The sequence below is a fragment of the Caballeronia sp. dw_19 genome (assembly GCF_018449515.1).
Taxonomy (GTDB): domain Bacteria; phylum Pseudomonadota; class Gammaproteobacteria; order Burkholderiales; family Burkholderiaceae; genus Caballeronia.
In genome coordinates, this window is sequence record NZ_JAAVUQ010000003.1 from 329453 (window position 1) to 343379 (window position 13927).

Below are 13927 nucleotides of genomic sequence, written 5' to 3' on the forward strand. Positions count from 1 at the left end.
CTCATCGCTTAAGTTCAAGTTCAAGTCACTGGAGAATTTCGCATGACTCAAGCCGTTGCGCCGAAGCGGCGCCGGTTCCTGCTCGTAGCCCTTGGCGGCGCGAGCGCGGTGGCGCTGGGAACCCAGGGATGCGCCGCATCGATATTTCCGTTCATCCCCGATCACTATACGTTCAGCCAGGCGCAGGTCCAGGACGCGGTACAGCGCAAGTTTCCGTTCCAACGCACGGCCTCGCAGATCTTCGATGTCACGCTGAGCAATCCGCTGGTCGGCCTCGCGCCTGATCGCAACCGGATAACCGTACGGCTGGACGCGCGGCTCGCGACGCCGTTCATGCCGAATCCGGTCACCGGCGTGTTTACGCTTTCCAGTCAACTTTCCTACGATGCCGCCAGCCACTCGGTGATCCTGATGTCACCGACGGTCGACGACGTTCAGGTCTCCGGCGAGGCTGCGCAATACGCCCAGCAGATCAACGCGGTCGGCGCGGTCATGGCGACGCAGTTCCTGGACCGTTATCCCATCTACACATTCAAGCTAGAACAATTACAGTTTGCCGGTGTTAATTACGAACCCGGTACAATCACCGTCCTTACAAACGGCATACGCGTGCAGATCGTCGAGAAGTAGTTTTTCGGCGCAATCCGGTACGCGCGTGCCCGAACGCTTGGCTGGCGACGGCCAAACTATGCCAAAAGGGCGGAGCGATGGACTGGATCCTGTTTTGCAAAGCGCTGATTCTGGGTGTGGTGGAGGGGTTGACCGAGTTTTTGCCGGTATCGAGCACGGGGCACCTGATCGTTGTGGGCAGTCTGCTGAATTTCACGGACGGCCAGGCCAAGACCTTCGACGTCGTGATCCAGTTCGGCGCGATCCTCGCGATTGTCTGGGAATACCGGCGCAAGATCGGCTCGGTCGTCGCCGGGTTGCCCACGCAGCGCAAGGCGCGCCGGTTCGCGCTGAACGTGATCATCGCGACCATTCCGGCGGTTGTGCTTGGCTTGCTGTTCGAAAAGCACATCAAGGCCGTCTTGTTCGCGCCGGTGCCGGTGTCCGTCGCGCTGATCGTGGGCGGGGTCGTGATCCTGTGGGCGGAAGCGCGGCATCGCGAACGCAATGTCGCGCCACGGGTGACGTCGGTGGAGGATCTTTCTTACGCCGATGCCTTCAAGGTCGGGCTCGCCCAATGTTTCGCGCTGATTCCGGGCACGTCGCGCTCGGGGTCGACGATTATCGGCGGGATGTTGTTCGGGCTGGAACGGAAAGTCGCCACCGAGTTTTCCTTCTTCCTCGCCATTCCGATTATTTTCGGCGCCACGCTTTACGAACTTGCGAAGGAGTGGCGCACGCTGTCCGTCGATTCGCTGGGCTTGTTTATCGTTGGGCTTGTGGCTGCGTTTGTCAGCGCATTCGTGTGTATCCGATGGCTGTTGCGTTACGTCGCCACGCACGATTTCACGGCGTTCGCGTGGTATCGGATCGGCTTCGGGCTGCTGATCCTGATTGTCGGGTATAGCGGCGGGTTGAGTTGGACGGAGTGATGATTCGCGGTTTTTAGAGCCGTTCGCCAGCGCGGCGGTGTTGGCTGAAACTGAAAATCAAGGCTCGAAGTCCGCAAGCAAATACGACACAGGCCGTTCCAACGTTGGTTGGAACGGCCTGTTTTTGTATTGGGCTGACAGATGTTTAGCTGTCTTTCAGCGGCGCTTGAATACGAGATCCCAAACGCCATGACCGAGCTTCAATCCGCGGCGTTCGAACTTGGTCACAGGCCGGTAATCGGGACGTTGCGCGTAATCCGAGCCGGCTGTGTTTTCCAGCGCCGGTTCCGCCGACAACACTTCGAGCATCTGTTCGGCATAGTTCTGCCAATCAGTGGCGAGATGCAGATACCCGCCCGGCTTGAGGCGGGACACGAGCAATGCAACGAACTTCGGCTGGATGAGCCGGCGTTTATGGTGACGCGCCTTGTGCCACGGATCGGGGAAGTAGATATGGACGCCATCGAGGCTGTCCGCCGCGATCATGTGTTCCAGCACTTCCACGGCGTCGTGCTGGACGACGCGAATGTTCGTCAACGCCTGTTCGCCGATCAGCTTCAGCAACGCGCCCACGCCCGGCTCATGGACCTCGATGCCGAGAAAATCGTCGGCGGGGCGTGCTGACGCGATTTCCGCAGTCGTCCCGCCCATGCCGAAGCCGATCTCCAGCACGCGCGGCGCTTGACGGCCGAATGCGGCGTCCCAGTCGAGCGGCTGCGGCGCGTAGGGCACGACAAAGCGCGGTCCGAATTCATCGAGCGCGCGACGCTGTCCTGTGGATACCCGTCCCGCACGCGTGACGAAGCTGCGAATCCGCCGATGACGAAGCATGCCGGCCGCATCCGCCGCTTCGTGGTCTTTGACCTCGTCGCTATTGTCGCTTTCGTTGGTCTCGTCTTGGTCGGGGGGGGGATCGTGGATCATCGAAAAAGGACGCGGGTTCTGGGTTGAGCGGAGCTTGCGGCAAACGCGATGCAAATCTAGCGCTGCTGTAAATCAAAAAGCCGCCTTCGAAGGCGGCTTTTTGCGCAGGAAAACTGGAGCGGGCGATGGGAATCGAACCCACGGCTCTAGCTTGGGAAGCTAGGGTATTACCATTATACGACGCCCGCAGAGACCGCGATTTTACGCGAAATACCCCGTCTACCGCAACTTTACGCGGATCGACGGAGATTGAACCCTGGAATTCACACCCCGAACATGGTCATGGTCACGGCCAGCCGCGTCACGATCATCAGCAGTACCTGAACGATCACGAATAACAGGATAGGCGACAAATCGATACCGCCCATGCGCGGCAACACGCGCCGCAGCGGCTCGAGAAACGGCGCCGTGAGCTGGTACAGCAGCGGCATGGCCGGGGATTGCGGGTTCAGCCACGACAGCAATGCCATCAGGATCGTCATCCAGATGATGAGATTCAGCGCCCATTTGATGACGGTGATCACCGCGACCGCGAGCAGTGTGGGCAGCATGGGTGCGAGTCCGGCGGGATCGACGCCCGCGAGCAGCACCAGCAGGATCACGAACACCAGCGCAGCGAGGAAAGCCGCGAGAATGCTCGCCCAGTCGATGGTCTTTGCCGCTGGCAGGATCTTGCGCAGCGGCAAGACGAGCCAGTTCGTGGCTTGCATCACCGCGTTGGACACGGGGTTGTACGGCGGCATGCGGACGACCTGCATCCAGGCGCGCAGCAGCAGGGCAGCGCCGAACAGCGTGAAGATTGTGTTGAGCAGAAAACGGGCGATCTCGCCGAACATCTCAAATCCTTTTCAAGGCAAAAGCGCGGCGCTCATGGCCGCGCGAAGTGATACCAGGGCAAGAAAAGCCGCAGCGGAAATCGCCCGGCTTCATGGAACAGTTACTCCCAGTCAGCTGCTGGCGCGGACGTCGCTGATCTGTACGACCGGCGGAACACCGTCGGGGTAGTAGTTAACGATGTCCGCGGAGAAGGCTTTCGCATGTGGCGCGACCGCGGCCGTGAAGGCATCGGCGGAATCGAACAGCAGGTGGCCCGCTGCGATATACGTGGGCGACGAACCCGGCGCGCCACCCGCGAGGCCCGCTTCCGCCGACCAGCCCCTTAATACGCCGCCAAGCAAGCCGGCCACCCAGGGCATATGGCTCGTGCAGTAGTAATCGATGTCGAACGGTGCATTCTCACGATACGGATAAAAAAAGCTCACCTTGATCATTGTTCGTTCTCGTAGCTGGAATGGGTTGGCGTCGAGGGTGGTGGCCGAAGCCGGAACTTCGCGTGGGTTCAACGCACGGTCCGGGTCCTGAACCAGACTCCAAACCGCGAATTGCAGCGCTCGTTGCTCGATCTTTGCCGGCGTCCGGCGTGGTGGCCGAACCCCTCGGCGGCTTTGCCACACTGGCGTGCCGGGCATCACGATAGCATGGCTTGATGGCGCCTTGTGCCGCTTGGCGTACGCCGGCACACGAGTGCCCCCATATGGCCGGCTATCCGTGTCGGATCGGGGCAATGGATCGGGCAATCAATCGTCGCGCGGCCCGGTCCCGTTCAGCACGAGCTCGATAGCGTGTGACATCGCGTCCAGCGCTTCCGCGGGCGGTGGCGAGGGCCGCCGTTTCGCCAGTGCGACCGCGCGCCGCGTGAGCAGTGCATATAGCGCGGCGTGATCGCCGCCGAGGCCTTGCAGCAGCGCCAGCTGCTTGATCACAATACCCGCGTCGCCGCGCGACACCGGGCCGGCCAGCGCACCCGGCAAACCCTTTTCACGCGCGGTTTCGATGGTGCCGGCGAGCATCGGCAGGACGGCGCGCAATGCGTCGTCCTCGGTGAATCCCAACTCTTTCCAGAGCGTCACGGTCTCCGACAGCGAGCACAGCGCAAAGCTGGCCGCGTAGTGCGCGGCCGCGTGGTAGAGCAGGCGGCCGCCTGGCGGGATGGATAGCGGATGGCAGCCCAGAGCCTGAACCAGCGCGGTCAGCGTGTCGTGCAGGGACCCGCTCGCTTCGATCGTCACTGAACAGCCCGCAATGCGCGTCTGGTCGCTCGGCAGGCCGCCAAACAGGAACAACGGATGGAATCCGCCGATGTCCGCGCCCTGCGCCTGGGCAGCAGCGAGGACGTCGACGGGCGTGGCGCCGCTGCAATGTACGACCGCCTTGGCGTCACCGAGGGGCGGATCCAGCCGCAAAGCGTTCGCCGTCGCACCGATGGAATCGTCGGGAACGGTTAGAAATACGATATCGGCGTGTTGCGCGACCGCGCTGGCGTCGTCGGCGACCAGACATGCCGGCAATTCGCCTGCGAATTCGCGTGCCGATGCCGCCGATCGGCTTGATACCGCGGTGACCGGGTAGCCCGCGCGCGACCAGAGGGCTGCCAGGCAACGCGCGAGGCGTCCGGCGCCGACGAAGCCCAAGCGGGGCATCGTTGAAAATGGCATGGTTGTTGCTCCATAGAAATTGTTGCGATGCGCGGATTCGCGTTCGCAGCGCACGATGAAGTATCGCGCAACGGCGTTGGCGCCATAAAAACGGCGCGAAACACTGCCGCCAATGGTTTTGCGAGGCTCGAGCAAACTTGCGTTCCGGGCCTGAACAGTCAGGGTTGGTTTTTTGGCCGATGTGCGCCAGTGCTTGTTTTGCAACGTTCGGGAGTCGCCATGAGTATTTTTGCGTATCGGAAACACCTGCGTTTTCTCAGCCACACACACCGGCGTCAGTGGTGGGATCAGCGCAAACGGCTTACGCCGCGGGTCAGGATCAGTGGGGCATACGTGCCACCCAGCGTCACCCGCGAATTCGCTTACGTTAAGGTGGGCTGAACGGGTGCATTGAGCACCGTTTGCCTGAAAAAACAGCACAGCTTGAAGATGCCCCGCTCGACGCTTACTTGGCCGGCGGGGCTTTCCATTTTTAGGGCGCTAAAAGCAAAGTGTAATGAATCATTACTTTGGTGACATTGGGAATAACGCTCCGGACAACCGTAGCCAGGCGGTGACTTTCTCAGCAAACCCTTAATCCATCTCGTTAATCCTTTGCGCCAAGGCCAGCGCGGTTGTCCGCCTGCTTGAAATTCGGCAGACAAAACCCATTTTTAGGACTGTAGATATTGCAATTTGCAACAAATGCTTAAGGTGGGATTCAGGGTTTTTAGCTACATTGAATGCATGTCGTTGCGGTAACCGGTCGTGTGTACAGGACCGCAGCGCGGAGAATAAAAGTGAAGAAGATAGTGCAGGTTCTGGCAGCTGCCGCGCTTGGCGTGGGTTTTGTGAGCGCCGCGCAGGCGCACGTTTCGGTGGGTATTGGCATTGGGGTGCCGGCTTATCCCGTGTACGCAGCTCCGCCGCCGCCGGTGTATTACGCGCCTGGCCCAGTGGTCTATGCGCCGCCTCCCGTGGTCTACGCGCCGGGGCCCGTTGTGGTGGGCGGCTATTACGGTGGTGGCCCGTACTGGCGCGGTCATTATCGCGGCGGTTACGGGTACGGATACCATGGTGGATATCGCGGCTATCACGGTGGTTATGGCGGCTGGCGTCATTGAAGTTCCACGCTTGAGCGGATCGGCTAACTGACCATTTGACTATGGGGTTTGGCTGCAAAACAGCGCAACGCTGGCGTCGAGCCGGGTTGCGCTGTTTTATTTTGCGCCCGGGGTTCTTGCTTTATCGGCGCTGGGGCCAGCCGGCGGCGTTGGCTATTTGGCCAGCTTTCCAAACGCTCCACGATGCTGGGACAATGGAGGCTCCTCAACCGCCGCCCTTGGGTTTCGATGTCAATCCTTCCCGCACCTACCTACGCCGACGTCGCCGACGCCGCAGAACGTATTGCCGGCGCTGCGCATCGCACGCCGGTGATGACTTCCCGCACCGCCGACGCGCTTACCGGCGCGAACCTGTTCTTCAAGTGCGAGAACTTCCAGCGCATGGGTGCTTTCAAGTTTCGGGGTGCGTTCAACGCGATCTCGCATTTCTCCGAGTCCCAGCGCCAGGCCGGCGTCCTGACGTATTCATCGGGCAATCACGCGCAGGCAATCGCGCTGTCGGCGCGCATCGCCGGTATCAAGGCAACAATCATCATGCCGGAGGACGCGCCGGCCGCGAAGATGGAAGCCACGCGTGGTTACGGCGGCGAAGTGATCACGTACGACCGGTACACCGAGAATCGCGAGGAAATTGGTGCGAGGCTCGCGCAAGAGCGCGGCATGACGCTGATTCCGCCGTACGACCATCCGCATGTGATCGCGGGGCAGGGGACGTCGGCGAAAGAGCTCATCGAAGAAACCGGGCCGCTGGATTATCTGTTCGTGTGCCTGGGTGGCGGAGGCTTGCTCGCCGGGTGCGCGCTGGCGGCAGCCGAGTTGAGTCCATCCTGCACGGTGATCGGCGTGGAGCCGGAGGCGGGCAACGACGCGCAGCAGTCGCTCGAACGCGGCGAGATCGTTCATATAGAGGTGCCACGTACGATTGCCGACGGCGCGGCATCCACGCACGTGGGTGAATACAATTTCCCGATTCTGAAGCGCTATGTGGACCGGGTCGTCACCGTCAGCGACGACCAGCTTGTGCAGACCATGAAGTTCTTCGCGCAGCGCATGAAGATGGTGGTCGAGCCAACGGGTTGTCTGGCTGCGGCCGCCGTGCTGCAGAACATCGTGCCGGTGAAGGGCAAACGGGTGGGTGTGCTGGTCAGCGGCGGCAATGTCGACCTCGCGCGGCTCGCTCAATTCCTCGCTTGATAGCGTGCCGTCATAAGGTCTGCGCGCCCTTCAGGATCAGGTCGTGATAACCGTTGACGATCACGCTGTACGCAAAGTACGCAAACAGCACCGCCGATAAAACGTGGCAAGCGCGCAGCAATGCTGTCCCTGCGCGTTTGCGGCCGTGGCTGGCGAGCGAGCAGATGAAAAGCGTCCAGCCGAGCCCGCCGCAAAAGAAGCCGATGAGAAACACGGATGCGCTCCCCGGGCCCGTTGCGCCGGCTTTCGCGATCAGTGCGCCGCCCACGGCCGCGAACCAGAGGATCGCGCTGGGTGAAGACACGGCGAGCAGGGTGCCGCGCATGAAGCTGCGCAAGTGAGAGGGCCGCGGTGTAGGGAGAAGATCGGGTTCCCCCGCCACCGGCGGCGCGGACGCCGGAAATAGCGCTTCACGTGCCATTTTGAAGGTCAGGAAAAGCAGCACGATTGAGCCGCCTATCCATACGACCCAGCGCACGGTATCGAACTGAAGTAGTGCCGCCATGCCCGCGAGCGCAAGCGCTGCGTAGATGAGATCGCCGAAACAGGTGCCGAGACCGAGCATCATGCCCGGCTTGAAACCGTGGGAAAGCGTCAGTGAGATGATCGCGACGTTTGCGATACCAATATCCAGACACAGCGACAACGACAGAAAAAATCCATCAGACAGCAATGGCAACACGTGCATCCCGACTTTCCTTTTTTGATCTTTTTATATTGAGCGAAGCGGGTTGTCCGGTTTCGCGTTTTTATGCTGCGGCGTGCGAGGTAACCGGACAAATGCTCCCGTACTAAAGTACTAAAACTGAACGCGTTCGAGCGGCACCGAGACCGCCAGCCGTCCCGTTTCTATACCCATCGTGTTGCGCATTGGCGGGTTTCCATAAGCGGCGAGTTGTGCGCGCTGCGTTTCGTGGCCGATGTCGAGTTGCCCGAGCACATGCGTGACGATTGCGTAAAGCACGGCCGTGTTGCCGTCTTCTACCTTGATCGCGATGCCCAGCGACCCGCGCGTGCCGGTAGCGCGCACGCCGATCGCATAACTTGCATCGGCGCCTACTTTACCGACCAGATCGCCGTCGAAGGCTTGCATCAACGCGGTACAGAATCGGCCTTCGCCCGCGACGAGTTCCGGATACGTCGTCATCGCGCGATAGATCCGGGCCAGAGCTTTCGAGCGCGGCGCGGTTTCGGAATTAACGTCGGCATCGGCATCCGCCATCTTCATGAACAGCCGGGCGAGCCTGTCCAGAGGGAAGGCCGGCGTAGGCAGATTGCAGCCATCGATAGCCCATTGCACGCCGTCTTCCGGCAGATCGCAGAGCTCGGCAACCGTGCGTTTCACCCGAACCTGCAGCGGATGCTCGGGCAGGTGATAGTCGCGAACGGCCGCCCCCAGCGCCTGCGCACCCGCCAGCATGCCCGCATGTTTGCCCGAGCAATTGCTGCATACGCCGGTTGGCGTGAAGTCACGCCTGATCCATTCTTTCCAGACCGCGTCCGACAAAGGGGCGTGGCCGCCGCATCGAAGATCGGCTTCGGTGACGTGCGCCTTCGCAAGCATCGCGCGCGTGCGTTCGATGTGGCGCGGCTCGCTGTTGTGTGATGCGCACATCAGCGCGAGATCGGCGTCGTCGAAACCGAAACGGTCCAGCGCGCCCGTTTCCAGCACCGCGAGCGCTTGCGCCGGTTTCGCCGCCGAGCGCGCCAGCGTCAAACGTGACGGATCGCCGAACGCGTAGATCACCCGGCCTTCGGCATCGACGACCGCCACGTGCGCGGCATGCGTGTTTTCAACCAGATCCCCTCGATACACCGTCGCCGCAACGTTCATGAGCGCTTCCCTCCGGAAAAGCCGATTTCGTCCCACAACGCGTCGACGCGCCGCTTCACTGCATCGTCCATCGTGATCGGCCGGCCCCATTCGCGGTCCGTTTCGCCGGGCCATTTGTTGGTGGCGTCGAGCCCCATCTTCGATCCTAGCCCCGCCTTCGGCGACGCGAAATCGAGATAATCGATCGGGGTGTTATCGACCAGCACCGTATCGCGCGACGGATCGATACGCGTGGTGATCGCCCAGATCACCTCCTTCCAGTCGCGGATGTTCACGTCGTCGTCCACCACCACGATGAACTTCGTATACATGAATTGCCGCAGGAAGCTCCAGACGCCGAACATCACGCGCTTCGCGTGACCCGGATAACTCTTCTTGATCTGCACGATCGCCATTCGATAACTGCAGCCTTCGGGCGGCAGATAAAAGTCGGTGATCTCGGAGAACTGCTTTTGCAACAACGGCACGAATACTTCGTTGAGCGCGACGCCGAGCACGGCCGGTTCGTCGGGCGGTTTGCCTGTATAGGTAGAGTGATAGAGCGCGTCGCGGCGCATGGTGATCTTCTCGACGGTGAAGACCGGGAACCACTCTTGTTCGTTGTAATAGCCGGTGTGGTCGCCGTAGGGGCCTTCGAGCGCGTGTTCGTACTTCGACGACGCACTATTCGATGGCCGCGGCGGCGCGCCGGCGGGCAGTGGCGCAGCAGGACCGTCCTGCGGATAGATGAAGCCTTCGAGCACGATCTCCGCGCGCGCGGGCACCTGCAACGTATCGACACCCGGCGTAAGGCACTTCGCCAACTCGGTTCTTGCGCCCCGCAACAAACCGGCAAATTGATATTCGGACAGCGAGTCCGGCACGGGCGTCACGGCGCCGAGAATGGTGGCCGGATCGGCGCCGAGCACGACCGCCACCGGATAAGGCTTGCCAGGGTTAGCGAGTGCGAACTCGCGGAAATCCAGTGCGCCGCCCCGATGCGCGAGCCAGCGCATGATCAATTTGTTGCGCCCGATCAGTTGCTGCCGATAGATGCCAAGGTTCTGCCGCGTCTTGTTCGGGCCGCGCGTGACGGTGAGTCCCCACGTGATGAGCGGACCGGCATCGCCCGGCCAGCACGTCTGAATGGGCAGGCGCGCCAGATCGACGTCCTGTCCTTCCCATACGATCTCCTGGCAGGGCGGCGAGCCGACCGTTTTCGGCGCCATGTCCCAGACGGCTTTCGCCAGCGACAGCAACTTGCCCGCGTCCTTCAGGCCCTTCGGCGGCTCGGGTTCCTTGAGCGCCGACAATAACCGGCCAACGTCGCGCAACGACTCGAGCGCGGCTTTATCGCTGAGCAGACTGGGATCGGCCGCCGCCTGTGCTTCCGTCTCGATACCCATGCCGAGCGCCACGCGCCTTGGCGTACCGAACAGGTTGGCCAGCACGGGCATGGAGTGTCCCACCGGCGCCTGGAACAGCAAAGCCGGACCACCCGAACGCAGCACGCGATCCGAGAGTTCGGTCATTTCAAGGACGGGCGAAACCGGCTGGCTGATGCGGCGCAATTCGCCGAGCGTTTCGAGGCGGGCAGTGAAGTCGCGCAGGTCTTTGTATTTCATCGGCTAAAGGGAAGGGGGCCTGCAGGAAGCGCGATCTGCGCAAAGGCGCACGGACAGCAGACGCGACGGCTGAAATTGCGGTTCAAGCGGCGTCCAAGCCCTTGTGAGGAACTTTCACGCGCGGGCGATTGTCGATTTTACCTGTGTTGATGTCGGTACGTCAGAGCACACAACGGCACAATTCAGCGGTTTCCGCTGGAAAGTGGCTTGGCAGGCCGCTCTCGCCGTTCTGAACGGTGTTCATAATTACTGAAAGTAATAGCTTTTACATTTACCAGCATTGACGGATCATTTGAGCCTGCTAGAATCCTTTGGCATTGACAACACCAATTGAAACTTTTTACCACTGCCTCAGGTCTTTTGAAACGACGCGACGCGTCACCTGCGCCGGATTAGTACGGCGAATCAAGGCTTTGGTTTTCTTGCCGGCGCTCTTCTTCGCCGGTTTTTCGCGTGGTGACCTGTGTGCGCGCCCCGGCATGTCCTTCGTGCTGCGCGCACCCGGAAACGAAATGTTCCGGTCAGGTTCCCCCAACGGTTTGTGCCGTGTTCCCGATACCGCTCGTGGCTAACCCAGGGCTGGCGGTGTCGATTTCTGCGTGATGGACCAGTTTTTCCGGTTTTCATCTGCGGAAATCATGCAATTTGGGAGATCCATCCAATGAATGCTTGGTTGTCGTGGCGTCCCGACGCTCGCCTGGCGCTTCATCTACGCGCTGTGCTGCGTCGCGCCAAACACATGAGTCTGACGATTTTTAGCCTGGTCGGTGGTGCTGCTGTAGTGACCGCGCTGGCGCTCTGGCTGCTTCCAGCCTGGCGCGGCTCTTTCGCCGCCAAACTCATGCCCCTCGTCTCGGCTGCTGTACAGGCCGGTCCTGCCCGGTTGCTCTCCGGACAACCTTTCCCTCCCTTCGCGCTGGGTCATCAGCGTGAAGAGGATCTGCGTAACGGGACTGGGGGTACTGGCGATTCGACTTCGCTCGGCGCCGCTGCCAGCGACGACGACAGCACCCGTCAGCTCACGGGTGGCATGAGTCTCGCCGTGTCGCCCAATGGGCTCGATCCCCGCACGTTGCCGACCGTTTCGACGCTTGCCAGTGCAATTTCGTCGCAACGGGTTGTCGCCGATGCCCGCGACGATCGGGTGCTCGTGTCGGATCGTGAGCAGAACCTGGTGGCGAACTTCATTGCGCGGCGTTACCACGTGGCGCAGGAGCCGGTCGGTGAGCTTGTGAAAGCAGCCTTCGATACCGGCCGGGAGGTTGGCCTCGATCCGCTGCTGCTGCTGTCCGTCATGGCGATCGAATCGGGTTTCAATCCGTATGCTGAAAGCGGTGTGGGCGCGCAAGGATTGATGCAGGTGATGTCGAAGGTTCACTCCGACAAATTCCAGTACTTCGGTGGTTCGCACGCAGCGCTCGAACCTCTCGCGAACATCAAGGTCGGCGCGCTGGTGCTGAAGGATTGCATCGCGCGTGGCGGTTCGGTGGCGGGTGGATTGAAGTTCTACGTGGGTTCGACGGCGCAGGACGACGGCGGTTACGGTGCAAAGGTGCTGGCCGAACGTTCACGTTTTCGCGATGTAGCGCGGGGCCGCAATGTGCCGATCGTCACGCCGCAAGCGCCAGTGCCGCCTGCGCCCAAGCAGATGGTGGCGTCGGCTTCGCCCACCAGCTCGGGAACAGGCGAAAAGCGTGTGCACGTGACGCTTGACGGCGCTCCGGCCATTACAGTGCCGCCCAAGTCTGAACCGCAAGCCAGCGACCACAACAGTACCGATGACGCCGATGCGCAAGCGAAGCACGTAGCTTCGGCGGAGTTTGGCGCGTAAAGGCCATGCGTTAGCAGCAAAAGCAGGATGCTTGAGTTGTTAATCGTTAGCCGCTAATCGCAGGCCGGGTAATACAAAAAAGCACAAAAAAGCCGTTCCAACTTGCGTTGGAACGGCTTTTTTGCTTCTGCTTTCCTGAGAGATCGTTAAGAGATCGGGGTCGCCTCGAATCTACGGTTCAAGCCCGAAATAGCGTCCCCAGCCGTTGCACGGCCTCTTCAAGCTGTGAGTACGCCGTCGCATAAGACAGCCGGATATAGTCCTGCGGCGCATGGAAGCCGAAATCGGTCCCGGGTACCAGAACGACCCCGGCGTCATGCAGCATGGAACGCGTCAATGCATTGCTGTCGCCGGCAGCCGGATGCGCGACGTGCCGCGTATCGGCATAAACGTAGAACGCGCCGTCCGGCACAACAGGCACTTCGAAACCAAGCGAACGCAACGCCGGCACGATGAAATCCCGCCTGCGCTCGAATTCAAGGCGTCGCGACTCGTATATCGCGAGCGTGGCCGGCTCGAAACACGCCAGCGCCGCATGCTGCGCAAGCGCCGACGCGCAGATGAACAGGTTCTGCGAGAGCTTTTCCATGGTGGCGACCATTGCTGGAGGCACCACGAGCCAGCCGAGCCGCCAGCCGGTCATGTTGAAGTACTTCGAAAAGCTGTTCACCGTGACCACGTCATCGCCCAGCGAAAGCGCCGACACGGGCTTCGCGTCGTAGCTCAGGCCTTGATAGATTTCATCGACGATCGTAAAACCGCCGTGCGCACGCACCACATCGACAATTTTCGCCAGTTCGTCCGGTTCAATGGACGTGCCGGTCGGGTTGGACGGCGATGCGAGCAGCACCCCGCGCGTGGCAGGAGTCCAGTGCGCTTCGACCTGAGCCGCTGTTAACTGGAATCGCTCGGCCGGACCGCTTGGGATCAGGACCGGACGGCCTTCAGTGGCGGCTACGAAATGGCGATTGCACGGGTAGCACGGGTCAGGCATCAGCACTTCGTCGTCGCGATCGACCAGCGCGGTGCACGCCAGCAGCAACGCGGCCGACGCCCCCGCTGTTACCACAATGCGCGCTGGGTCGATATCGAGCCCGAATGTGTCGCGATAATGCCCGGAAATAGCCTCGCGTAACGACGCCAGTCCGAGCGCATTCGTGTATTGTGTGACGCCGCGACGCAAAGCCTCGGTGGCGGCCGCGATCACCGGTTCCGGCGCCGTGAAATCCGGTTCGCCGATACCCATGTGAATGATGTTGCGCCCCGCGCGTTCGAGCGCCTGCGCTTCTTTCGCCAGTTCCATCACATAGAACGGCTCGATGGCGTCCACGCGGGCGGCGTATCGGATAGCTGCGTTCAACGGTTCTTTTGCGAAGTTCATGAATGGGGAAGACCGTTCGT

13 protein-coding genes and 1 tRNA gene are annotated in these 13927 nt (G+C 61.3%); 5 read left to right on the forward strand and 9 right to left on the reverse strand.

Going from position 1 to position 13927, the window contains the following annotated elements:
• Positions 1-42 precede the first annotated feature (42 nt).
• Together HB376_RS06285 and HB376_RS06290 are read left to right on the forward strand one after the other, a co-directional pair.
• Positions 43-630, forward strand: a complete 588-nt coding sequence (locus HB376_RS06285; RefSeq protein ID WP_213762555.1) for a DUF1439 domain-containing protein — start codon at positions 43-45, stop codon at positions 628-630.
• Between the two features lie 77 nt (positions 631-707).
• Positions 708-1541, forward strand: coding sequence for an undecaprenyl-diphosphate phosphatase (locus HB376_RS06290; protein ID WP_213762556.1), 834 nt, complete (start codon positions 708-710; stop codon positions 1539-1541).
• A gap of 156 nt (positions 1542-1697) precedes the next feature.
• On the opposite strand, the gene trmB is transcribed toward HB376_RS06290, so the two are convergent.
• The 5 genes from trmB to HB376_RS06315 form a co-directional block, all read right to left on the reverse strand.
• Positions 1698-2465, reverse strand: coding sequence for a tRNA (guanosine(46)-N7)-methyltransferase TrmB (trmB, locus tag HB376_RS06295; RefSeq protein ID WP_213762557.1), 768 nt, complete (start codon positions 2463-2465; stop codon positions 1698-1700).
• 114 nt (positions 2466-2579) lie between these two features.
• Positions 2580-2653, reverse strand: a tRNA-Gly gene (locus HB376_RS06300).
• A gap of 75 nt (positions 2654-2728) precedes the next feature.
• Positions 2729-3301: a YggT family protein gene (locus HB376_RS06305; RefSeq protein WP_213762558.1), complete on the reverse strand. Its 573-nt coding sequence runs from the start codon at positions 3299-3301 to the stop codon at positions 2729-2731.
• Between the two features lie 111 nt (positions 3302-3412).
• The gene (locus HB376_RS06310) at positions 3413-3736 is read right to left on the reverse strand and encodes an EthD family reductase (protein WP_213762559.1); all 324 of its coding nucleotides are present in this window, start codon (positions 3734-3736) and stop codon (positions 3413-3415) included.
• A gap of 306 nt (positions 3737-4042) precedes the next feature.
• Positions 4043-4960, reverse strand: a complete 918-nt coding sequence (locus HB376_RS06315; RefSeq protein ID WP_213762560.1) for a DUF2520 domain-containing protein — start codon at positions 4958-4960, stop codon at positions 4043-4045.
• A 779-nt stretch (positions 4961-5739) separates the two neighbouring features.
• On the opposite strand from HB376_RS06315, the gene HB376_RS06320 reads away from it, so the two are divergent.
• A complete protein-coding gene (locus tag HB376_RS06320) occupies positions 5740-6063 on the forward strand; it encodes a hypothetical protein (RefSeq protein WP_213762561.1) in 324 nt (107 codons plus the stop codon).
• A 228-nt stretch (positions 6064-6291) separates the two neighbouring features.
• Entirely contained in the window at positions 6292-7257 is a 966-nt protein-coding gene (locus HB376_RS06325) for a threo-3-hydroxy-L-aspartate ammonia-lyase (protein WP_213762562.1), read from the forward strand.
• 10 nt (positions 7258-7267) lie between these two features.
• Here HB376_RS06325 and HB376_RS06330 read toward each other — a convergent pair whose 3' ends face one another.
• The 3 genes from HB376_RS06330 to HB376_RS06340 all read right to left on the reverse strand — a co-directional run bounded on the left by HB376_RS06330 (position 7268) and on the right by HB376_RS06340 (position 10695).
• Complete coding sequence (locus tag HB376_RS06330; protein ID WP_213762563.1) at positions 7268-7945, reverse strand: LysE family transporter; 678 nt, start codon at positions 7943-7945, stop codon at positions 7268-7270.
• A 111-nt stretch (positions 7946-8056) separates the two neighbouring features.
• On the reverse strand, positions 8057-9091 hold the full coding sequence (locus HB376_RS06335) for an asparaginase (RefSeq protein WP_213762564.1): 1035 nt from the start codon (positions 9089-9091) through the stop codon (positions 8057-8059).
• Complete coding sequence (locus HB376_RS06340) at positions 9088-10695, reverse strand: UbiD family decarboxylase (RefSeq protein WP_213762565.1); 1608 nt, start codon at positions 10693-10695, stop codon at positions 9088-9090. The genes HB376_RS06335 and HB376_RS06340 overlap by 4 nt, the downstream gene beginning before the upstream one ends.
• A 661-nt stretch (positions 10696-11356) precedes the next feature.
• Here HB376_RS06340 and HB376_RS06345 point away from each other — a divergent pair.
• Positions 11357-12526: a transglycosylase SLT domain-containing protein gene (locus HB376_RS06345; protein ID WP_213762566.1), complete on the forward strand. Its 1170-nt coding sequence runs from the start codon at positions 11357-11359 to the stop codon at positions 12524-12526.
• 178 nt (positions 12527-12704) lie between these two features.
• Here the strand turns inward: HB376_RS06345 and HB376_RS06350 are convergent, their stop codons facing one another.
• The gene (locus HB376_RS06350) at positions 12705-13907 is read right to left on the reverse strand and encodes a pyridoxal phosphate-dependent aminotransferase (protein ID WP_213762567.1); all 1203 of its coding nucleotides are present in this window, start codon (positions 13905-13907) and stop codon (positions 12705-12707) included.
• Positions 13908-13927 lie beyond the last annotated feature (20 nt).